The sequence below is a fragment of the Zooshikella harenae genome (assembly GCF_018837975.1).
GTDB classification, from domain to species: domain Bacteria; phylum Pseudomonadota; class Gammaproteobacteria; order Pseudomonadales; family Zooshikellaceae; genus Zooshikella; species Zooshikella harenae.
Genome location: NZ_JAGSOY010000078.1, coordinates 1 through 19,524, shown reverse-complemented (window position 1 = coordinate 19,524; position 19,524 = coordinate 1). Strand labels below are relative to the sequence as shown.

The following is a 19,524-nucleotide window of genomic DNA, read 5'->3' as shown; positions in this document are numbered from 1 at the left end:
CGAAAAAAGTAACGGTAACACTTTAACGTGAATCTTCATGCCCTTATCTCCTTATGGCCATATAAATTGTATTGTAGCGTTTGATGCTAACAATTCAGGGCAATAATTGAGATAGAGTAACGTTACCTATTTAGTTATTGCTTGAGTCCAAGATAGTTTATGAGGTTATTTCTGAAAATATACCATTGTTAAGCTTTAATAGATCATTAGGATTTAATTCAATTTCCAAACCTCTCCGGCCTCCACTCACGTAAATAGTAGAATGATTTTGTGCTGAAGAATCGATAATGGTTTTTAATCTTTTCTTTTGCCCAAGAGGACTCACGCCACCTAAAATATAGCCTGTTGAGCGTTCCACATCAGCTTTTTTAGCCATAGAAGCTTTTTTTCCACTGGCTGCTTTTGCTATGAGTTTCATGTTGAGCATCGATGAAACAGGAACAACTCCAACGACCAGTTCTTTGTGATCAAGATTGACAACTAACGTTTTGAAAACTCTTTCAGCGGGTATACCCATTTTTTCGGCAGCTTCCATCCCATAGGATGTACTTGATGTATCGTGAACATATTCATGAACTTTATGAGGAATCTCTTCCTTGCTAGCTTTCAAAATATCAACCTAGCTTTATTGGTGGTGACACTATCTATAGTTAATAAATTTATAGTGTATCTAATATTATTAATAACCAAACTATCTAAAAGAATATAACTCACAAATCTTGAACATGTTAAAGCTGTGCTTAACTGTAGATATACACTTTTTTATAGGTATATATACAAGGAGGGTTGAATATGCCGTTAGGATATAGTCAGTCACTGCACATTATAAAGCGTATATTTCAGTATATTTTCTGGAAAATGCGCATTGTTTTAGCCTATGTAATGATTTTTGTTTCTTTATTAGCTAATGCAGATAGCTCCCAGCGAGTGGATCATAATTTAGTTGGACGTGATATTGTTGAGACATTTATGTTGTCAAAAGGAATTTCTTTAGATGAACAGATTGATAATAAACGCTATGTGACATTTATGCGTGGAATTCTCCTCGGTGAGTATCCTGAGTTGACTGGGCCTCATTCTGTATATGTTAAATCACAAGCGGAATTAAATGCGGTTATAAAATATGCCAGTGAGGCACTAAATCCCGTATACCAGCACTATCCTATTAATAATTCTATCCCAGAAGTTCAGCCTGATCAATCACGTTTAAACTTGGACAGCATTAATCAATCGAATACCACTTTAGTTAACTATGATCGAAATGCAGCGATTGATTATGCTTATGCATGGTGGGATAAAAGAAATCCTAATTATCCTGACTTTGGTGATAATGACTGTACAAACTTTATCAGTCAGGCAATGATTGCAGGTGGTTTTAGCCAAGTCGGCAGTGGTGATGGCTGTAGAGATGAAGCTACACGCACCGAATTCTATGTAAATGCAAATACACCACCCTGGTGGTGTATGGGAAGCAACCGTCATTGGGAATGGTCTACAAGTTGGAGTGTTGTGGATACCTTTCGAGCTTACTTTGCGGATGAGAATAATTTTGCAATAGTGTTAGGTTGGACGACTGATAGGACAGTTGCAAAAAACCTATTGTCTCGTGGAGATATTATCCAACTTCAGAAAAGACAAGGGGAAGGCTGGATTATCTATCACAATATGTTAGTGACCAAAGAAGATAGTAAAGATTTGTACTTAACCTATCATGCCTTTAATCGAAAAGATAAACCATTAAATCAAATAAAAGCAGGTGAAGATCAGCGTTATGTTTTAGTCAGGTTTCAGTAATTGATTTACATTGAGGCTTTTAATTAAGCCTCAATGTGTTTTTTAAAGTATTAAATCAGCTTTAACTTTTTTTACGAATAATTATATTTTCTTCATTCTTTCTATGGGCAGAACTAATTACATCAGGATGTAATTCACTTAAAAGAATAGATTGCCCAGACTGAATGACAATACGTGCATGGTGACGGGTTAATTCTCTCGGCTCTTTTAATCCACAAGAATGGGCAATAATACCCACATAGTGAACCATGTTATGTGCATAATTTTTAACACGTTCAGCTTTGTCAGGAACCACTAAACCTTTCTGAAGTTTGGGGTTATGAGTAGTAATGCCCGTCGGGCAAGTGTTTTTATTGCAACGTAGTGCTTGAATACAGCCTAGTGCAAACATAAATCCTCGGGCAGACGTAACAAAGTCCGCACCAAGACAGATGGCCCAGGCGACATCTGCAGCATTAATTAATTTACCAGAGGCTATGACCTTAATACGTTCTCGGAGGCCATATTCATTTAATTTATCAACCACTAACGGTAAGCTTTCAGCGAGTGGTAAACCGACATAATCCATTAAACTCATGGGGGCAGCCCCCGTCCCTCCTTCAGCACCATCAATAGTGATAAAGTCAGGGGCATATTCTTCACCGCGACGTTGGATAGCATGGAATAGCTCATCCAGCCATTCACTACCACCAATCACTGTTTTAAAACCAACGGGTTTACCTGTTATACGACGAACACGGTTTATCATGTCGAGCAGATCTTGGACAGACCTAATTTCTGGGTGGCCATTGGGACTGATAGAGGCTTGTCCCTCAGGAATACCACGAATCTTTGAGATTTCAGCAGTGACTTTTTCAGCAGGTAGAATGCCTCCTTTGCCAGGCTTTGCTCCTTGGCTGAGTTTTAATTCAAACATCTTTACCTGTGGATAATCAGCAATTACTTTCAACTTGCTGTCATCTAATAAGCCGTCACTGTCTCGAACGCCATACTTGGCAGTTCCTATTTGAAAGATCAGGTCACACCCACCTTGTAAATGGTATTCTGATAAACCACCCTCTCCAGTATTCATCCAAATGCCCGCATTAGCCGCACCTGTGGATAGTGCTTGTATAGCGGGTGAGGATAAAGCACCGTAGCTCATCCCTGATATATTAAATAATGAAGCAGTTGCATAGGGTTCGTGGCAGTAAGGGCCAATCGTGATGCGCTTGGCTTCCACGGCATCTTCTGTCAGTGTGGGGAAAACACAGTTCATAAACATGACGGTGCCAGGTACATTTAAAGGGCGAGTGGAACCAAAAGCGACGGTTGAATCGACATTTTTTGCTGTGCGATAGACCCAGCTTCGTTGTGCCCGGTTAAACGGCAGTTCTTCACGGTCCATGGCAAAGAAGTACTGTCGAAAAAACTCCCCTAAATGTTCAAATGTGTAGCGAAATCGGCCAATAATGGGATAATTACGGCGAATAGCGTGTTTTGTTTGGGTAATATCAATACAATAAAGAAAGATAAGGTAGATCACAAACAATACAAGTGCGATGAGTATCAACCCAATGAAACTATCAGCCGCAATGACTAAAAAGCGAACAGCAAGATCCAGCTCCATTGTGATTATCCTTAATAGTGTCAAGTAAGAGGTTATAGGTTGTATGTCAAAACGTCGAAATACCAGTAATGGCTCTGATAATCGATCTGAAAACAGTCGTTTGGTTTATACCACAGATAGTGGACGAATTGATCCTGAGAAAAATAACAATGAGCCTGTATCAACGTACACGGATGGTGTAGTACGTGTGCGCAGAGAGGCCAAAGGTCGTGGTGGTAAAACCGTCACGACAATTACAGGACTTCCTCAGACTGGCAACGACTTAAAAGCCTATGCAAAACAGCTAAAGCAGTATTGTGGGACGGGAGGTGCTGTGAAGCAAGGTGTTATTGAAATTCAGGGTGATCAAGTTGAAAAGCTGCTACAGCGGTTGACTAAAGATGGTTATCAGGCAAAACAGTCTGGGGGTTAAAGGTAAACCTTGAATTTATGAAGTTTATAACCCACTAATATGACGGTACTTTTTGTGTATTTTCTCTAGTTCTCCCGTGTGTATTAAACGAATGAGTTCATGATTAACTTTGGTATATATTTCAAAGGCTCGCGGAGAACTTTTGGAAATAAAAAGGTGGAATGTAGTGGGCTTTATTGCGCTTATTTTAACTGCTTTGACTGTTTTAGGGATCCTATACTGATCAAGTAATTGAAGTCCATGAGCTACTTCAATACCTAGAGGCATCACTTGACAACGATCTGATTCGAGCATTTTAAGTCCTGCGATTATTGTTGGAGATCTAGTAAACTTTGACTCATCTGTAAGCCTATAGGCACGATAACTGTATCCTAATACACCACAAATAACGTCAAACTGTTGTAGGTCCTCAATTGACTGAATATTAATGCCATCAGGATACTTGTTTGTAGAATAAAAAATGCCTTGATTAACTACGCCATATGCGGATGTTGTATAATATTTGGATGCTCGCTTGGTAAAGAATGAACCTGTTGCGAACATTTCATAGGCTTTTCTAGTCTCAAACTTTTCTACCTCAAATATACAACGTTTCCATGGAATATGATCAATCTTATATGTTAGATCAATATTGCTAAATATCTTTGATAGTACTTCTTGAGTTATACCAATCCGTTGAGTCTGATTGGTATCTAATGCGTGATCAGGGCTTCGTTGAAAATACGTAAATGGAGGAAACTCTATTTCATCATCACAGACTTTAACTTCTGCAGCTATAAGGTATTGAGCATTAACTAGAGCAAGTAACAATACATAGAGGTAGTAAAGCATTGTTTTTACCTTATGAACTAAAGTATACCCTTCACAAATCATTTTTATATGTGCTATCCATAGCGCTTAACCTAATTAACAGGCCAGCGATGCTGTTTTAATATACTCACAAAGTATTAGTATAAGCACCTAGCTAGCATTTTTAAAACAACTATTTGTGATTATCATTAATCTTAACAGAACAGGCTAGTTCCACTAAAAATCCTGCACAGTGGGTATGCGATAAATCAGGTTATTTCTCCAAAAAGATATTGTGTTAGGTATATAAAAACAATGGTTTTAAATGATCCCTAATAAAATCAATAAAAACTTTGATTTTTGCTGCTGGGTAGCGTTCATTATAAAGTGCATAAACATGTATTTTAGGGAGGTGATAGTCTGGCAACAACAGCAAACATGGCAAATTAGGTGCTTAAATGATTTGTAGTTCATTGTATGAATTATGCATACAATATGTCCAGGCTTCTATTATTTATCTTGATTTAGTTTTACTTTTTCACTCATTAGTGCCCAGCATATTGCTTCACCCAAAAGCAGTTGATTGGACTATACTGCTTAAGCATACTATTGCATGAGTCTTGAGTGTTAAAAGTATCGATGCGATAGTGTATAGCGTTCAAAAATGACATGGGTATATTGAGTTTATAAGAGTAAGTGTTATACACCCTATGTGGAAAATCGTCTATTCAATAACATTTTTATTTTTGGTTCTTCAGTATGCCCAAGCGAGTGTAGACGGTAACCAGTTTAAGGAGAAAGAATATCAAGTCATACTTGGCCCAGTCCCTGGATATACTGACTCATTGAAAAAAGGACCAGGTTCTCTTCTCACTCAAGAAATCATTTCACGACTAGAAAAAGACGGCTATAAATTTCAACTAAGGATAGTCCCGTGGGCTCGTGCCAATAAATTATTCAATTCGGGTAAGGTTGATGTCCTCTTTCCTGAGTTAATATTAGACGATTCACAAAAAGGAATGACAGGAATGCCTGTTGATATGGCTTCTCAGGTTGTTTTTAACCTAAAAGGAAGGAATAAAATAAACTCTATTGAAGAACTTTATAATAAGAAAATTGTATTCGTAAGAGGCATTATGAAAATTAGTGAGCTTTTACATCCAAGTATTGATCTCATAGAAGTGAATGCTCCAGATCAAGCTTTTAAAATGTTGCGTAAAAAACGTGCTGATGCTTATGTAAATTGGTTAACTTTAGATAACTATAATCGCGAAAGTTTTCAATATGGTAAAGCAATTGTTTCAAGGTTTGATGCTTATCGTTTCCAAATATCCAATGAAGGCGCAAAACTTATGGAGTTATTTAACTTTAGTTTTGGGATGATGATTAAAGATGGTACGTATAACAAAATATTTCATCAGTACAAAGTATTAAATATTTTAATGACCCAGCCTGAAGCTGCTATTAAGAAAAACTATCAGGAATTACTGTACTAGAGCCGTCTTCACAAAAAATACCTTTGTATCACTACTTAAATAAAAAGCACAAAAATATCATTCCCCCAATAATCAATCAACTGGATGAAATGAGCAAAACGGGGGAATTGGCGGCTATAAAAAAACATGCAATTGATAGCTTATTGAAGGTTGGGACAAAAGAGACAGAGTCAAAAGGTAGCATATGATGTATTAGTATATTTTTTGCTGTTTTGACTATTAAAGTCGCTAAAGTTTTAAAGGCAAGCATAGTGCGGATAATGGTTTGAAAGTTCTACATTCAGGGGGCTAATACAGTTATTGTCACTTTATCTACATGCCCTAAGGTATCAGTGACAGCAACCTGATACTCACCAGGGCGGGGTAGGGTGTACACCACACTTTGACCTGGGTGACTACTGCCGATATTGCGTCCATTAAGATACCAGGCTAAATGACCATAACCACCTTGGGTTTGTAAATTGACAATGTATTTACCTTCCGTTTTTGCCTGAGGCTTGATCAGCATTTGGTCTTGTAACGAGCTAATTCTTAGTGCTTGATGACCTAATTGTTGATTAGGCAAACAACCTGCTGCAAAAGGTGGAAGTAAATCTCGGCGCTGCCAACGTTTGGGTAGCCAAGGTTCCAATACTTGAGGCCAAAGTGCTATATGTCGTGTTGCTGTTGTCTCCCCGCTACAAGCTAAACTGACGCGCTGTCCTGCTTTATTAACCTGGATAGGTGCAGGGTTTACCAGTTGCTGGCCTTGAGCAGTTGGAAATAAGGTGGGTGGTGTGTGTTGGTGGATTGTCCAGGCTGTATGTTGCTGGTGACAGTTACCCTGTTGGTTTTCCTGCCGGGATTTGTCAGTGCCTAATGGCCAGCAAATGACTTGTTGTGCTACCCCTGGTGGTGGGCTAGAAAATCCTGATTGTTTTGGTAAGGCGCTACTGATTGCCCGTAATAACGGCCAGGCTGTCACTAAACCATATTCACCTGGGGATGGTGTGCCATCCGGTCTGCCAACCCATACACCAATGGTGTAGTCTGGCATCACGCCAACTGCCCAGGCATCTCGAAAACCATAACTAGTGCCTGTTTTCCAGGCTAGAGGTATTGATTGGGTATGTGCTGCGAGGGCTTGATTGTCACTCCGAGTCAATATCTGTCGAATAATCCAGGCTGCCTGTGGAGAAAGTAAATAGCGTTCTTTGAGTGGAGCATCAGGGGTAAATCGTAATTCACCTGCCAGACCATTGCGGGCGAGACTTGTGTAAGCACTTACTAAGTCTTCAAGCCTTGTTCCCACACCACCTAGAATCATTGATAGGTTGGCTTTGCCACCATGAGGAAGCTGTAGCAGCATACCTGCATTGCGTAATCGGTCAGCAAAAGGTTTAGGGCCAACGGCTTTTAACAGTTGTACGGCAGGAACGTTAAGTGAGCGTTGTAGTGCTTCACTAGCAGATACTGGCCCATAAAAACCACCACTAAAATTGCTGGGTTGGTAGTCGCCTTCATGAAGCGGTGCATCACTCAGTAATGATACAGAATGAATTAAACCCTGCTCCAAAGCTATGCCATAAAGAAAAGGCTTAAGCGTTGATCCTGGCGAGCGAGTTGCCGTTACCATATCGACATGCCCAAAACGTTGTCGGTTACCAAAATCAACAGTCCCCTGATAAGCCACAACGGCCAGATCTTTGTTACGGACAACAAGTGCCGCAACAGATGCACCTTGTTGCAGGCGGTGTTGGTAATGGCTGACCAGTGTTGAGACTTGTAACTGGGTTTGTGGATCAATCGTACTATGAATAGGTTCAAGCAAAGCATCTAACTGTGCTGATAATGATTGACTCGAAGGTGAGTGAGCGACATTTTGGGCTTGGTTTAAATTGCTTTGTTTTGAAAGGTTGAGACTTTTCTGGCTTTGCAGATGTAGTCGGCGAGCTAGAAGAGGTGCGTGTTGAGATGCTTCAATACGAAGTGCTATTACGTTTTCCTCTAAAGCTGAATTAATCGTTTCTTTAGGCCAAACATTAAAGGCTGCTAGCCGGTGGAGTACTTTATTCCGAGCGTTGGCTGCTCGTTCAGGATGTCGGTCAGGACGTAAGCGGCTGGGGGCTTGAGGCAGCACGGCTAATAAGGCGGCTTCACTGTGACTTAAAAAGCGGGCTGATTTACCTAAGTAAGTGAAACTTGCAGCTTGTACACCTTCAATAGGTCCACCAAAAGGAGCCAGATTGATATAAAGTGTCAGAATTTCTTGTTTACTGAAATGCCATTCAAGCTGTAAGGCACGAAACATTTGCCTAAGCTTGCCTGATAAGGTCCGTGGGTGTGGATCTAGCAGGCGCGCGACCTGCATGGTGATGGTTGATCCACCAGAAACAATATGACCATAGCGAATGTTTTGCCAGGTAGCACGAAGCAAAGCAATAGGGTTGATGCCAGGGTGCTTATAAAACCAGCGATCTTCATAGTTGAGTAAGGCATCGATATACAGAGGAGATACTTGGTCTAACTGTACAGGGTAACGCCATACCCCGTTATGATCAGCAAAGCTCCGTAAGGGGGTGCCATCATTAGCGACAACAGTGCTGGCGAACAGGGATGCATCGGGTAAAGGTAAAGGCCACTGTTTATCAGCAGCCCAAAATCCTAGGGGGACTGCTAAAAAGCCTGCCACGCTGCAGCGTAGCAAGTACTTCTTTAGCAGCTTTTTCATGTTTTCAAGCGGCTTCATGTTGCAGCAGATTTTACCCTGTATTGACTAGGGATTATCAGAACTGACATGTGACTTCACCGTAAGCTCATCAATGGTTTTACCAATACTGAAGTATTCTGGTTGATACATCGCTTCAGTAAATGCGGGAGGCACTTTGTAAGTGCCTGGTGTTACTGCTCTAGCCAGGAAAAAAAGTTCATACTGGCTGTTGGTATATGGCATATCCAACGCGGCAACATAGCGATCTCCCCGATACTCCTGATGACTTAACTCAGTGTTGCGCTGTAAGCGGCTGATGGGGGTACCTTTAAGCATGAGCTGTTCTGCGCTGGCACTGGTCGCCAGGTTCTGATTTTCTAACTCAAGACCTGCAGGCAACAAGTTGACTACCAGTACATTACGTAGCGGTTTTTCAGTTTTCAATTGAAGACGAACAATCACTATATCGCCCATTTGTAATGAAGATAGCGTCATAGGTTTGCCATCGAAACTGTAAAACTTACGTTGGATAGACAGTTTATTGCTCACTGGTTTTGGCGGTTGCGAAGGGTAGCCAGTGAGATCAAGAGCTGCAAAGAGGCCTCGCTCATCTTGGGTGGTGATGGTTAATCCCCCTTTGAGCTGCTCATAACCATAAGCTTGCTGCAGATTAACCAGGTTTTTCAAAGGCGTCGTTTCTTGGTCTAAGGTGAGTTCAGCGGACCAGGTTTCACCATGATTGCGTAAACTGACCCCGGCTAGGAATAAGGCATTGCGCTCCTGGGTGCTGAAGTATTGTTTGTTTTTCAAACTTTCATGCAGGAGCACCGCCAATTCACGGACCAGTGCAGAGTATTGCTTGTTTGGTTCTAACCAGTGTATTGCTAAGCTCAAATCACGCGTACGACTGCCATAACTGTGATAGTAGTCTTCATCTAAACGCAGTTGTTGTAAGCCTTTATCTATCGCTTTTTTAGCCTGCTTGCTATCACCCATTTTATCCAGTGCCAGCCCTAACTGAATCCAAGCCAACCCTGCATCAGTCGTATCTTGATAGCGACGTGAGTAAGTACGCAGCGTACCCAGTGGGGCCTGTCTGAGCTGAGCTAATACCCAGGCACTGTAAGCACGAGTAGCAAAGGTAGAAGCAGGGTAGTTATTACCTGGCAGGTTTTGGGTTTGCACATAGTGCTTTAGTCGCTCAAGGGCGTTATCCAGGGCTTGCTTAGGCACGGCATAACCCGCTAGCTGAGCTTGCAGTAAAAAGTCAGTGACATAGGCGGTTAGCCAAGGCTCTTCTGGACTGGTATTGGACCACAGGCCAAAGCTGCCATCACCGCGTTGCATACCGAGGACTCTATCGATCCCTTTTTGAATGGCCGTTTTACGCTCTTGCTGACTAGAGCCTTCAATACCCAGTTGCTGCAGTACCTTATCATTGGCCTGCAACTGTGGATAAACGCCACTGGTTGTTTGCTCTAGACAACCATAAGGATAGGCTTTTAGGGCAGAAAAATGAGCAGCGACATTGATCGCTGGGTAACTGCTCATAGAAAGTTGCGCTAACACGGTTGTTGGGTACAAAGCTCGAACAGCCGCCCCATCAAACGTTAAAGATTGGTTGGGTAAAACTTGCTGCTGAATACGCTGCAGATGTGCAGGGTAAGCAGGGCGTATTCCCAATTGCCAATTACGTTGCAGTGTAATGGGCTCATCCTGATTCGCTACCTTAATATTCGCCACATTCAGTTGAATGTCTGCAGTACCAAATAAAGTACCTGCTTTTACTGGAATACGAAGGGTCTGTTTTTCCCCTTTTTGTAGGGATAGTGTTGCTGGAAGTGTGTCTTTAACGACTGACAAACCATGGGTGGTAGTAAGCTGAAGCCCCACTTCTTGGTTTTGCTCACTAAGGTTGTGAATATCCAAAGCCAATGTTGACTCGTCATTGTTAGCCAGGAATCGGGGCATGGCTAATTGGGTAACGACTGGTGCGGCTACTGTTACGGCTTGCTCATTATGACCATACTGATGATCGTTAAAGGCAACGGCCATTAGTCTGACCTGGCCATTAAACTCAGGGATAGCAAAGTTAACTTCTGCTTCCCCTTGTTCATTCACTGTTACTGGGCCAGAAAACAGAGAAATAATCTGCACATCGCTGGCGGGTTGTTGTCCTCCACGTGTCAGATCAGCATCACCACCAAACATTAGCTCTGCAATACCACCACTCTCTGGTTGAATAATCTTCTGGTAGAGGTCGTATTGATTCACTTCATAGCGACGCTGCCCAAAGAACCATTGATTCGGGTTGGGTGTTTCATAACGGGTAATGTTTAAAACACCCACATCAACGGCTGCGACGGTAACCTGAGTAGGCTGATCACTGTTAATGCCAGTAAGTTTCAATTTGGTTTTTAGCTGACTGTTGGGAATGATTTTATCAGGGGCTTCAATTGCAATATCCAGCTCACGCTGGCTGCGATCAAGCGGTAAGTGTTGAACACCCACAGCACGTCGAATGAGTTGATGTTCTTTGCCTGGCTGGATAACCACTGCACTGACATACAGGTTATGCTGATTCCAGTCTTCACTGACTGGGAGGGTAAATGTTTTGCCCTCCGCAGGGACCTCAATAGAATCCCACCAAAGAGGTTGATCACCTTCAACCAGCAGATAGCCTTGGCCAGCAAAAGGTGCGTTTACTGTTACCTGAATGTTATCACCAGCCAGATAAGCTTTTTTGTCTAACGTTAATTGGATTTGATCAGGTCGGCTGTCACTGTCAGGTGTTTGTTGCCAGCCTGCATAAAAACGATAGCTGGAAACTTGCTGATTGCTGGGGTCAGTCACTTCCAATCGGTAATAACCATATTTTACTGGCACTTGCAGCTTGGTTGGGCTTTCTGCGGATAACTGTAAAGGTTGCTCATAGGTGGCGTACTCAGTGACGGTATAGGAGCTATCCCAGCCAGATGATTCAGAATAGTGCCAGTTGTAATGACGTTCTTCTCTAATCAGTTTGGCCTGGACACTAGGTGTTGTCTGGAGCTCACCTTGCTGATTGGTTTTGAGTACCTCAAAGCTGACTAAACTGTCGCTATCACTATTATCATCTTTGAATAAGGGGCGAATACCAACCAGTGTTTTATGAGGAAATACATGATAAGTACGGTTTCGAGTAACTGGGCGACCACCGCTTTCCAGCAAGCTGGCAGACACGGATATGGCTAATGGAGATTTTGCCTCTTGCCACTCATTATTGATATCAATGCGTCCTTTACCATCTGCATCCAGCTTTAGCGAGCTCAGTTCCTGGCGTTGGTTGAACGCGTCATAACCGGTAATGCCGAAGTGGTAGTCAGACCACTGGCTGATAGGGTGATTTGTACTGCGTACCCAGAGTTTCGGCTGTACTTCGTTACCTGCGGCTGGTGCACCATAAAGATAATCACCTTCAACAGGAACCGTAAGCGTTTCTTTTGCAGTCAGTGGGGTGGGTTGTTGGCTGGGAGCACCTAAGTCCAGCTTCATGCGTTCAGGTAAAAAGTCTTCCACTAAAAAGTCGTATTGGAAGACCGCATCACTAGGAGTAGTAACTTTTAACTGCCAGCGGCCTGTTGGTGCATTGGCAGGAATAGTGTAGGCATGTTGAAAGTAGTTCTGTTGTTCTGCACGCCAAGTAAAGCTACTTAACACTTTGCCATCTGGGCGAATAATATCTGCTTGTAATGGAAAACCTTTAACGGCCTGTCCATCTGTTCCGCGTAATAGCGCACTAAAATCAACTAGCTCACCTGGTCGGTATAAATCACGAGGCGTATAGATAAAGACTTCATGTTGCTGCTGTTGACGCTTGCCTAATTTGAAGTTGGCCAAATCCAGTGCGGGGGTGAATAAGGGGACAACTGAAGTATGCTGTTCATGTTCAGCAATTAATAAATAAGCATTTTTAATGGGTTTAGCAAAGCTGACATGGCCTTTATCATCCGTTTTCTGCTGATCACTGATGCGAACACCCTGCTTGTTGAGCAGGTAAACATTGGCATTGGCCTGAGCTTGGCTGGTTTGCAAGCTATTAACCCAAACATCCAAGCGGTCACTGTAGCTGCGTGCATGAACCCCCAAATCACTGATTGTGAAGTAGGTTGCTGGGTATTGATATTGGTAATCACCTTTAGCACGCATGACGGCCAGGTAAATACCTGGTTGTGTTAAAGGAGACAGGTTTTGTACAGGAATATGGCTTATGGCTCGGGTATTGGTTTTGGTTTTTAAGTCAAATCGACCGCTATGGGCCAATTCAAGAAATGGCTTTAGCTTTTCGAGATAATAAATTTCGATGCTGGCACGCTGTTTATATTGCTTAAAAAAATCAGCTAAGTGATCAGGCTTTACCCGGAAAAAGTCAATATCCACCTCAGGGATATTCACTGACATGACCGGTAAGCCTTTTTTTACTGGGGCTGGTAGGATTGAACCACTACTGGCAAAACCAACGACAGGGACCATGGCTGGAGCCGTAATTTCATGGCGGCTGGTTTTATCCAGCGTTTTACCTGTAGCGGAGGTAAGCGTTTTGCCTACGAAAACAGAGTACTTTTGTTCAGGCTGCAGCCCTAAAAACAGCAGTGTGTTTGGGGTTTTATCAATAATCCACTCACCTTTAACTGCATTACCTTTACTGTCTTCAATCGTCAGGTGCTGGCTGTTATTTTCTTTAGGGTCCAGCGGCTGGCTGAGAATAACTTTGGCCGCAAGGCCATCTTTATGAGCAATACTACTGACGTTGAGCACTTGAAAATATAAAGGAATATCTTGTGCTTGTTGGGTAGTGGTTTTGTCTGTTGTTGTTTGTGCTGTGGCAGCAGGCTTTTCTGCAGAGGATTTAGATGGCTCATCATCAGAGCAGGAAATAAGAGTGAGGCAGCAGCAAACCAGTAAGACAGGTCGTAACCAAGCCATAGTTCTTCCCTAGTGTTTGTCATTGGATGGGATAAATAGTATGCGCCTAGAAACGCTTTACCTTTTAAAGTAAATAGTTAGCTTTCTAAATCTAGGGTACAAAATCAGTACCAGAAAAAATCCTTCATTGTGGGTATATCTGGCAGATCGAGTATAGTGCGGAAGTATATATTATTTTAAAAAGAGGGTTTGTTATTTTTATGTATACCCTTCAATAAGGGTATACATAAACTATTCACAATGAGTGCAAAAGCGCTGAGCTTATCCCCATAGTGAGGAGTATGATTATTTTTGGTAAGCAGCAATTGAATCAACAATCGCTTTTTTAGCCGCTTCACTGCCTTCCCAGTTATCGATTTTAACCCACTTGCCTTCTTCCAGATCTTTGTAGTTTTCAAAGAAGTGCTCAATTTGCTTAATAAGCAGGGCTGGGAGGTCTGTGTATTCTTTAACGTGTTGATAAAGTGGAGTCAACTTGTCATGAGGAACAGCAACCAACTTGGCATCTTCACCACTTTCGTCTTTCATGTTGAGTACGCCAACAGGACGGCAGCGGATTACGGAGCCAATAGCAACAGGATAGGGTGTAACCACTAAGACATCCAATGGGTCACCGTCATCAGCCAATGTTTGTGGAATGTAACCGTAGTTGGCGGGGTAGAACATAGGAGTTGCCATAAAACGGTCGACAAACACCTGATTACTGTCTTTGTCGATTTCATACTTCACTGGCGCACTGCTGTTAGCGGGGATCTCAATGGCAACGTTAATGTCATTTGGTGTGTCTTTGCCAGGAGGAATAGTATCGTAACTCATATGTTGCTTCCTAAATTAGACAGTAATTAACAATCGTTAGGCGGTGAGTACTCATGCTATTTTGCTGAGCCTTAAGCCGCATATTGCGGTAAAACCTGGGCGCAGATTATAGAGGCTCAAGTTCTTAAGTGCCAATCTTTGCGTGGATTGTGTGTAGTAGCATGAACAGTGAGAGGAAGCGACTTGTTATCCGTGGTGCAGGGTAATCTTTGCGTTCAATGCTAGTCAGCAGAAGGCAAGACTGAGCTGGCAGGAAAATGTGTGAAAAAACAGGACGCTCTATTGGTTGCAGGAGCGCTCTAGCGCTTCCTGCATTATGCGGGTCAACTAGCCATTTTGTTCAATAAGGTTGCTATCCATATTGTTTGCGTCAATTGGAATGTGTTTTGGCTTCATGGCTTCTGGAATCTCTCGGACCAGCTCGACATGTAATAGTCCATTCTCTAAGGACGCGTTAACCACCTGAATATGATCTGCCAGTTGGAAACGTCGTTCAAAACTGCGTGCAGCAATACCTTGGTGAAGAAAATGGCGTTGTTCTTTTTCTTCAGCTTTTTTACCAGTGATCAGTAACGTGTTTTGTTCGCTGACAATTGACAGTTCTTGCTGTGTAAAACCAGCTACCGCCATAGTAATGCGATAACGATCATCATCAAGCTGCTCAATATTGTAAGGGGGGTAGCTAGGTTGGCCTTGATCTACACGTGTTGCAGAATCTAAAAGATTAATAATATGATCAAAACCAATAGCTGAACGATATAAAGGTGAAAAATCAAATTTACGCATAATACATATCCTTTTATTTAAGCAATATGATGGCCCTTTACTTGAGTAAATATTTCAAGAGCAGGGCGTTCGGCTTATCTCATGATCAAGCCGGAATAACTTCCATGATTTATACCCTTAGCTGTGGGTATATTTTCGTTATCACTGGAAGTACACGTAATTCTCAATGAGCAATTACGCTAATCTTAATATGTGGATGAGCAATTCAATTTCAAGTATGCACAGAAAAAACAGTGAGTATTTGTTCCAGATAGGTTGTTATTAATTGCTATGAATACCTTGAGGTTATGGTGGGTGAGATCAAGGTTGCTAAAGTTAATTAGCATGTGTTTGCTGTTGACTGTCAATGCGATATTACAGGCTAATGAAGTACAAAAAGTAAAACCCTTAACGATAGCTACCTTGGAGTACCCTCCTTATCATTATGTGAATAGTCACGGAAAAATTGATGGAATTACTGTTAGTTTGGTAAACCATGTTTTTAACACCATGCAGCAGCCAGTCGTCATTAGAATATTGCCATGGTCTCGTCTTTTAAAGTCGCTTAAGGAGGGGATTGTGGATGGTGCTTTTCAGGTCTTGTATAAAGAGGAGCGTACTCATTACTTAGATTATTCACAAGAAGTGCTTATGCAGGAAGTGGTCACTTTATTTATTAAACAAGGCCACAAGATAAACTACAGTGGTGACTTATCCTTATTAGCGAATTATCGACTAGGGGTACGGCAGGATTTTAGTTATGGACCAGTATTTGATCATCTAGTTACTGAAGGAGTATTTACTAAGTTAACAAGTAAAACGAGACCACGTGAATTAATAATTATGTTGGAGAGAGGTGATATTGATGTTTTAGTGGGAGACTTATTTAGTATTCCTTACCAGCATAGGCAAATTACATATGAAACTCCTTTACACAATTTTGAACGATTACAGCCTGATGTACAAGTAACTCCCAGTTTTATGGTCTTTTCAAAGGTTAAAGAGCTCAAAAATGTTCGAGAGCAATTTGATATAACGCTTCAACAAATGAAAAAACAGGGACAATATCAGTCTTATATTGATAGTTGGAGTCAATAGTGTGGTTTTATTCAAACGTGATTTAATAAAAGCTAAAGTTAGTCAAGTGTTGATAATGGTCGTTTTTGGCTTGTATATTAACTTTTGTACTGCATTTGAACATATCAAAATTGCTACGAATGATTATGAACCTTTTACTTCCGCTAAGTCTGGTAATAGCTGTATTTGAGTTGATTAATATACCTGTAGAGGTACAGTATCATCCATGGAAACGCTGTGAGAAACTAGTTGAAAATGGCGATTATTTTGGTGCGTTACCTTACTTTAAAAATAAGGACAGGGAAAACAGGTTCATTTTTTCTACTCCAATTGTTAACTCTGTAAATACTTTTTTTTATTCAGTAGAAAGGTTTCCAGAAGGTTTTACATGGTCGTCTTTGAATAGCTTTAAAAAATATACGATTGCGGCAGTAAATGGCTATTGGTATGTTAGTCAAAGGCTGGGTGGACTTTAGCCTTATGGATAAGATGACTGGTTTATTAATTGTTGAAAATAACTATGGTCAATATTTGAATATAATAAAGTCTGTTGAAAAACCGGAAAGTGTTAAGCAGTTTTTTTAATAGTTTCAAGAAAGTATGGGGGGGCGGAAGAGCTTCTTTTAAGGTTCAATAAAGGGTTGGCAGAGTTGAAAGAAAATGGTAGTTATTAGGCTATTATGCTTAAATATGATGTTCCAAAAAGCTATTATGTGGACTTGCTATAATTTTTGAATAATAAAATCTTACAATCATTCGTGATGGTTTTGATGCCACGTTGCAAAAAAAATGAGCAATAATTAAGCGCGAGGACAGGCTGTTGATAGCCATTTTTGCCAGATAGTTTTATTTTGATCTATCCATCGTTGTGCGGCTTGTTTGTATGTGAGCTTATCTTTGTCTGACCATTCTGTTAGTTCCTCAATCATCGGATTGTTAAAGTTAAGTTGTTGAAGTATTTTAAAGGCACACTCACTTATTTTGGGGAGTCCAAACCAAGCTGCTTTTTTTAGCCATCCCTGTAAAGGATAATCACAGTCATGGCTATAATAAGGGTTTATTCCCCATTTAGGATTTGTTATACAATCTGGGGCATACTTAGGAAATGTTATAAACTCCCCTTTGTAGTATTTTGTTGCCCAGTTGGGGGTCCAATTAATAATAACGACAGGGCGTTTTTGTGCATAAAAACGCTCAAGTATGCGCCACAGCTCATCGCTGTGATATACTTTTAAGAGATTAAAATTAAGCTTAAGGGCTCTTATTCTGGATGCGTCATCTCCCCAAGGACCACGAATAAAAGTTCCTTTTTCAGACACACTGTCAAAAGAAAAAATAGTTGAACACTTTTTTAGTGCTTTCCAGTCCGGTAAACCGGGACAAAGTGGTTTTACATAGGCAGGATACCACCAGCCCTCGCGCGTAATCGCATCATGATTACCGGCATCGATTATCTTGCCTTGTTTTAGAAGTTTATTGAAACCATGCTCCATACTACCTTGCCAGACTTCTACTTGAACCTGTGTATTCCCTCTAGCAAGATGATACCACTGTGTATCAGAAGGAACATCGGAAAATGTATAAGGGATAGATTTTTTATTAAGTAATTTGGCGTAAATATTAGATATGATAATTTGACTGCTCCATTCATTCAACATAATGGATACCGATTTATTTTTGGCATAAGCGGAGCTTACTAACATAAAAGAGAGTAGGAGTGAGGTAACACAAGCTAGACTAGGATTAAGAGATTTCATGACAGCCAGTGATAATGAGAGCTTGTTTTATTATAGAGCAGTTTAACCTATAAGTTGGCAATTGTTCCGGCATTTCTCTAATAGATGACTTCCATGTCAATACGTATGATCTGTATTCCCAACACCCTTGTTGGTCAAGAATGCTGTCAACAAACCCAAAAATTGATTCACAAAGGGTATAGTTAATATAGGAAGATAAACTGGTAATCGTAAAGTGATAAGGATACAGATATTTCACTGTGATTAATAATTAAAGTAGCGTTCCAGTATTCTAACCATGGAAATACGTATTGAGAGCATCTGATTATGTTTTTAATTGTAAATTTTTAGGCGCCAATTAACATGTTGACTTTGACTATAAGTGTTGTTAATGAATAGTAAAAAGTTATTGTATAGTTTGATTTTTCTCACGTTTAACCTGTTTGCAAGTGAGGATAAAAGTAAAATTGGTCCTGTTAAAGTAATACTGAATGATTGGACAAGCCAATTAGTACAGTCATACATTGTAGGTAAATTGCTCTCACTAACAGGTTATAAAGTAAAGTACATAAAACTACCTACTGCGGCTCAGTGGTATAAAATCAGTCGAGGGTTAGTGCATATTCAGATGGAGGTGTGGCAAGGGACTATGGAAAAACAATACCTCCATTTATTACAGCATCATAAGATAATTGATGCTGGAAATCATGACGCTAAGACTCGAGAGGATTGGTGGTACCCAGATTATGTTGAGGCGTTGTGCCCAGGACTTCCTGATTGGAAGGCGCTTAAAAAATGTAGTCATGTTTTTGCAAACAGTACAAATAGTTTACGGGGTATTTATCTTGGCGGACCTTGGGAGAAACCAGATGCAGCAAGAATAAGAGCTTTGGGGCTTAATTTTGATATTATAAGAGCAAAGCATGGTGATGAACTAGGTGATAAGCTTAAGCAAGCTTATGAAGAGAGTAGGCCGATATTATTATTCAACTGGACGCCAAATTGGGTAGAAGTAAAGTATAAAGGTAAATTTGTTGAGTTCCCGGAATACCACCCAGACTGTGAAAGTGATCCTCTTTGGGGGGTTAACATGTACTTTACTTATGATTGTGGTAATCCAAAGAATGGATGGCTAAAAAAAGTTGTATGGAAAGGATTAGAGGCATATCCCTGTGCTTTAAAAATTATTAAGAATATCTCTTTTAATAATACTGAAATAGCTACGTTTAGTTATTGGGTCGATATTGAGGGAATGCGCTACGAAGCTGCTGCAGATAAATGGTTAACAGAGAATAAGAAAATATGGAAGACTTGGATTGAAAGGTCATGTCTCAATGAATAAAAAAAATTTATTCATCATATTGTTGGTTGGTAGC

At 40.9% G+C, this 19,524-nt stretch carries 14 protein-coding genes; 6 read left to right on the top strand and 8 right to left on the bottom strand.

Features of this window, described 5'->3' with window-relative positions; all coding sequences use genetic code 11:
• Nucleotides 1-157: 157 nt before the first annotated feature.
• Nucleotides 158-613, bottom strand: coding sequence for a Cys-tRNA(Pro) deacylase (gene ybaK / locus KCG35_RS20410; protein WP_215821711.1), 456 nt, complete (start codon nucleotides 611-613; stop codon nucleotides 158-160).
• Between the two features lie 179 nt (nucleotides 614-792).
• Between ybaK and KCG35_RS20405 the strand changes: the two genes are divergently transcribed.
• Nucleotides 793-1,794: an amidase domain-containing protein gene (locus KCG35_RS20405; protein WP_215821710.1), complete on the top strand. Its 1,002-nt coding sequence runs from the start codon at nucleotides 793-795 to the stop codon at nucleotides 1,792-1,794.
• A gap of 61 nt (nucleotides 1,795-1,855) precedes the next feature.
• Here the strand turns inward: KCG35_RS20405 and KCG35_RS20400 are convergent, their stop codons facing one another.
• Nucleotides 1,856-3,403 carry an FMN-binding glutamate synthase family protein gene (locus tag KCG35_RS20400; RefSeq protein WP_215821709.1) on the bottom strand — a complete coding sequence of 516 codons (1,548 nt, stop codon included), beginning with the start codon at nucleotides 3,401-3,403 and terminating at the stop codon, nucleotides 1,856-1,858.
• Between the two features lie 43 nt (nucleotides 3,404-3,446).
• Between KCG35_RS20400 and KCG35_RS20395 the strand changes: the two genes are divergently transcribed.
• Entirely contained in the window at nucleotides 3,447-3,815 is a 369-nt protein-coding gene (locus KCG35_RS20395; RefSeq protein WP_215821708.1) for a translation initiation factor, read from the top strand.
• A gap of 24 nt (nucleotides 3,816-3,839) precedes the next feature.
• On the opposite strand, the gene KCG35_RS20390 is transcribed toward KCG35_RS20395, so the two are convergent.
• Nucleotides 3,840-4,646: a substrate-binding periplasmic protein gene (locus tag KCG35_RS20390; RefSeq protein WP_215821707.1), complete on the bottom strand. Its 807-nt coding sequence runs from the start codon at nucleotides 4,644-4,646 to the stop codon at nucleotides 3,840-3,842.
• Between the two features lie 668 nt (nucleotides 4,647-5,314).
• Here KCG35_RS20390 and KCG35_RS20385 point away from each other — a divergent pair.
• Entirely contained in the window at nucleotides 5,315-6,100 is a 786-nt protein-coding gene (locus KCG35_RS20385; RefSeq protein WP_215821706.1) for a substrate-binding periplasmic protein, read from the top strand.
• Nucleotides 6,101-6,380: 280 nt separating this feature from the next.
• Here the strand turns inward: KCG35_RS20385 and pbpC are convergent, their stop codons facing one another.
• The 4 genes from pbpC to KCG35_RS20365 form a co-directional block, all read right to left on the bottom strand.
• A complete protein-coding gene (gene pbpC / locus KCG35_RS20380) occupies nucleotides 6,381-8,810 on the bottom strand; it encodes a penicillin-binding protein 1C (protein ID WP_215821705.1) in 2,430 nt (809 codons plus the stop codon).
• A gap of 45 nt (nucleotides 8,811-8,855) precedes the next feature.
• On the bottom strand, nucleotides 8,856-13,754 hold the full coding sequence (locus KCG35_RS20375; RefSeq protein ID WP_215821704.1) for an alpha-2-macroglobulin family protein: 4,899 nt from the start codon (nucleotides 13,752-13,754) through the stop codon (nucleotides 8,856-8,858).
• A gap of 285 nt (nucleotides 13,755-14,039) precedes the next feature.
• Complete coding sequence (gene ppa / locus KCG35_RS20370; protein ID WP_215821703.1) at nucleotides 14,040-14,570, bottom strand: inorganic diphosphatase; 531 nt, start codon at nucleotides 14,568-14,570, stop codon at nucleotides 14,040-14,042.
• A gap of 327 nt (nucleotides 14,571-14,897) precedes the next feature.
• A complete protein-coding gene (locus KCG35_RS20365) occupies nucleotides 14,898-15,356 on the bottom strand; it encodes an Hsp20 family protein (RefSeq protein WP_215821702.1) in 459 nt (152 codons plus the stop codon).
• 324 nt (nucleotides 15,357-15,680) lie between these two features.
• Between KCG35_RS20365 and KCG35_RS20360 the strand changes: the two genes are divergently transcribed.
• Both KCG35_RS20360 and KCG35_RS20355 read left to right on the top strand, forming a co-directional pair.
• Entirely contained in the window at nucleotides 15,681-16,433 is a 753-nt protein-coding gene (locus KCG35_RS20360; RefSeq protein WP_215821701.1) for a substrate-binding periplasmic protein, read from the top strand.
• Between the two features lie 125 nt (nucleotides 16,434-16,558).
• A complete protein-coding gene (locus KCG35_RS20355; RefSeq protein ID WP_215821700.1) occupies nucleotides 16,559-16,888 on the top strand; it encodes a transporter substrate-binding domain-containing protein in 330 nt (109 codons plus the stop codon).
• 324 nt (nucleotides 16,889-17,212) lie between these two features.
• Here the strand turns inward: KCG35_RS20355 and KCG35_RS20350 are convergent, their stop codons facing one another.
• Complete coding sequence (locus tag KCG35_RS20350; RefSeq protein WP_373687367.1) at nucleotides 17,213-18,115, bottom strand: ABC transporter substrate-binding protein; 903 nt, start codon at nucleotides 18,113-18,115, stop codon at nucleotides 17,213-17,215.
• 424 nt (nucleotides 18,116-18,539) lie between these two features.
• Here KCG35_RS20350 and KCG35_RS20345 point away from each other — a divergent pair, with 424 nt between their 5' ends.
• Nucleotides 18,540-19,490, top strand: coding sequence for an ABC transporter substrate-binding protein (locus KCG35_RS20345; protein WP_215821698.1), 951 nt, complete (start codon nucleotides 18,540-18,542; stop codon nucleotides 19,488-19,490).
• Nucleotides 19,491-19,524 lie beyond the last annotated feature (34 nt).